At 67.7% G+C, this 2,978-nt stretch carries 3 protein-coding genes; 1 reads left to right on the top strand and 2 read right to left on the bottom strand.

The window, feature by feature from the left end; genetic code table 11:
* Both C0461_RS14065 and C0461_RS14060 read right to left on the bottom strand, forming a co-directional pair.
* Positions 1 to 966, bottom strand: a complete 966-nt coding sequence (locus tag C0461_RS14065; protein WP_292107897.1) for a CsgG/HfaB family protein — start codon at positions 964 to 966, stop codon at positions 1 to 3.
* Positions 967 to 1,647: 681 nt separating this feature from the next.
* On the bottom strand, positions 1,648 to 2,190 hold the full coding sequence (locus C0461_RS14060) for a DUF924 family protein (RefSeq protein ID WP_292107894.1): 543 nt from the start codon (positions 2,188 to 2,190) through the stop codon (positions 1,648 to 1,650).
* Between the two features lie 22 nt (positions 2,191 to 2,212).
* Between C0461_RS14060 and ilvC the strand changes: the two genes are divergently transcribed.
* A partial coding sequence (gene ilvC / locus C0461_RS14055) for a ketol-acid reductoisomerase (RefSeq protein ID WP_292107892.1) occupies positions 2,213 to 2,978 on the top strand: 766 nt, incomplete at its 3' end.

Genomic DNA, 2,978 nt, shown 5'->3' with positions numbered 1-2,978 from the left:
TCAGGTTCCCGGCGCCAGCCGGTCGTTCTGGACCCAGCCGATGTTGTCGTTGTCGTCCATGATCTCCCACCACATGCCGTCGCGGTTGCCGGTGGGATAGACGCGCAGGCCCTCGGGCAGGGCGCGAACCACCGAGCCGGTCTCGGGCGCCGAGCGCATGGTGGTGGCCTGCTGCACCACGAAGGTCTGGACGGGGGCGGCCTCTCCGGCGTCCGGGTTCATGCCGCCCATCTGGGTGACCATGTCCGCATAGGCCTGGATGAAGGCCTGGGCCACCATGCGGCCGATCTCGGTGTTCTCGTAGCCGCCGCCGACCGCCCCGCCGAAGCCCGAGCTGCCCGCCGCCGCGCCGCCGGCGCCCCAGCTGATGTCGTTGCGCGAGGCGTAGCCCTCGGTGACCATCACCGTCTCGGAGGTCCGCACGTCGGTCAGGGACAGCACCGTGTTGGCTTCCGACCGCCGGGTGCTGATGCCCCCGACCACGGCGCCCAGGGTCGAGTTGCGGCGGCCCAGAAGCCCGCCCGCGATGCCCGCCAGGGCGTTGCCGCCGGAGTTGGAGTTCTGGCTGGCCACTTCGCCCACCAGCACATAGTCCGCCGCGCGGATCTGGCCGCCGCCCACATTGGAGCCCCGCTGCAGGTCGCCGCCCGCCGCCAGATCCCGCTCCCGCTGGGCCACGCTCATGCCCGCGCCCCGGTCCAGAAGGGTGAAGCAGCCCGAGCGCTGGATCACCGCCCGCAGCAGGCTCTGGGGCGGCGACAGCTGCAGCTCGCGGAACACGTCCGCCTGGCCGTCGGCGATGGCCACGGTGCCCAGATTACGGGCGCAGCGCGGGATCTGCGCCATCATGTCATCCTGGGTGCGCTGGGCGCCCGATCGGCGGTTCTGGGCCTCGGCGGGCAGGGCGCCCGCAAGGGCTGTAGCGCTCGCGACGGCGGCGCAGAGAATGAGTTTGAAACGAGCCATGTGAACCTCCCCGGTCAGATCCTGGAAATCGCCTAACGCTGATCGCCGTAACAGCCTATGGGGCGCCGCTCAACTGTCAGGCTTCGTCAGCCTCCGGGCCCGATTGGGCTAGCGCGGCATGCGGCCGTTTAACCCCGCATTCCGCAGGACCACGTCCCCTTGAAACAAGGCTTTGCTCGTTGTCGCGGGGGTGTTTTGTCCCCGCAGCTCGCGGAGCCTGTAAACTCCTCCGAAAATCCGTTCAGAGAGAGGAGTTACCCAACACACATCCATCCTTCGAGACGCTACGGACGCGCAGTTGCACTCCAGTTGCACTGTTTTTCCTTCTCCCGATGGGAGAAGGGGGCCCCGCGCACCGGAGCGCGGAGCGCGAAGGTTCTGGCGCGGGGGTTGAGGGTCGTCTGTTTCAGAAGGCGGCCACCCGACCCTCACCCTGCGCGCGGAAGAAGCGGGCTGCTCACGCACCCCGCTGCGCGCAGCCCTCTCCCACTGGGAGAGGGAAAGTTGCACTCCGATTGCACTGTTTTTCGCTTTCAGAGTCCAACATCCCGGAGCGGGTCCATGAGGCGGCTAGTCATCCCGGAAGCGCCGCAGGCGCTATCCGGGACGGGATGACAAGGAGGTCTTTCGGGAGAGAAAGTTGCACTCCCATTGCACTGTTTTTCGCGCGCGGAGTCTCACTCAGCCGCCGAAGCCGCCCTCATCCAGAAAGGCTTGCTCCTCGGGTGTGGTCTTGCGGCCAAGTTCCGGGTTTCTATGGGGAAAACGACCGAACTTCACAATGATGTCCCGATGGATTCGGCCCCACTTCAAGGATTCGGCGTCCCCGGCCGCCAGCGCCATGTACCGGTCCTGGTCCTCCAGCCGCTCCGAGTGCTGGAAGGGCAGCAGGATGAAGTTGCGGAGGGGGAAGTCGAACGCCTCGTGATGCCCCCGCTCGATGGCGTCCTCGGCGAACATCAGGGCGAGGGGGTCGGTGGCGAAGGAATGGGCCGTGTCGCGAAAGCTGTTGCGCGGGAACTGGTCCAGCAGGATCAGCAACGCCAGGGCGCCCTCGGGCGTGTCCATCCAGCCGTCCAGCTCACGCCGGGCGGCGGCCACGTGGGCGTCATGGAAACGGCGGCGGAATTCGGCGTCGAAGGCGTCGTTCTTGGCGAACCACTTTGCGGGCCCGGCCTCTTTCCAGAAGGCGACGATGGCGGAAGGGGTTATGTCTGTGCTCATGACTGAACACCTAAGCACGCCTTTGCCCGTTTTCCATGACCGCGACTGCGACCTGTCGATCATCCGCGCCCGCAAGGTGGCCGTGATCGGCTACGGCAGTCAGGGCCGCACCCACGCCCTGAACCTGCGCGACTCGGGCGTCGCGGACATCCGCGTGGCCCTGAAGCCCGGCTCCGCCACCCGGGCGAAGGCCGAGGCCGACGGCTTTCTGGTGGTCACAGCGTCCGAGGCGGCGGCGTGGGCCGAGGTGCTGGCGATCATGGTCTCGGACGAGGCCCACCGCGACCTGTGGGCCGACGAGCTGGCGCCCCATGTGCGGCCGGGCACGGCGCTGGTCTTCGCCCACGGCCTGTCGGTGCGATTCGGCCTGATCCAGCCGCCGCCGGACGTGGATGTGATTCTGGCCTCGCCCAAGGGCATCGGCCCGCGCATCCGCGAGATCTATGAACAGGGCGACGGCGTCTTCTGCCTGTTCGCCGTGCATCAGGACGCCACGGGACAGGCGAGGGGGCTGGGCCTGTCCTACGCCGCGGCGCTGGGCTGCGGCCGCAAGGGCATTCTCGAGACCACCATGAAGGACGAGTGCGAAAGCGACCTGTTCGGCGAACAGGTGGTCCTGTGCGGCGGCGTGGGCGAGTTGATCGATCAGGCCTTCATGAAGCTGGTGGACGCCGGCTATCCACCCGAGGTGGCGTGGTTCGAGTGCTTCTACGAGGTCAAGCTGGTCACCGACCTGATGTTCGAGCGCGGCATCGCCGGGGCCTTCGCCCGCATCTCCAACACCGCCG

Source organism: Brevundimonas sp. (genome assembly GCF_013823285.1).
GTDB lineage: Bacteria > Pseudomonadota > Alphaproteobacteria > Caulobacterales > Caulobacteraceae > Brevundimonas.
The sequence above is the reverse complement of the archived record's forward strand: the minus strand, read 5'-3'. Positions and strand labels throughout refer to the sequence as shown.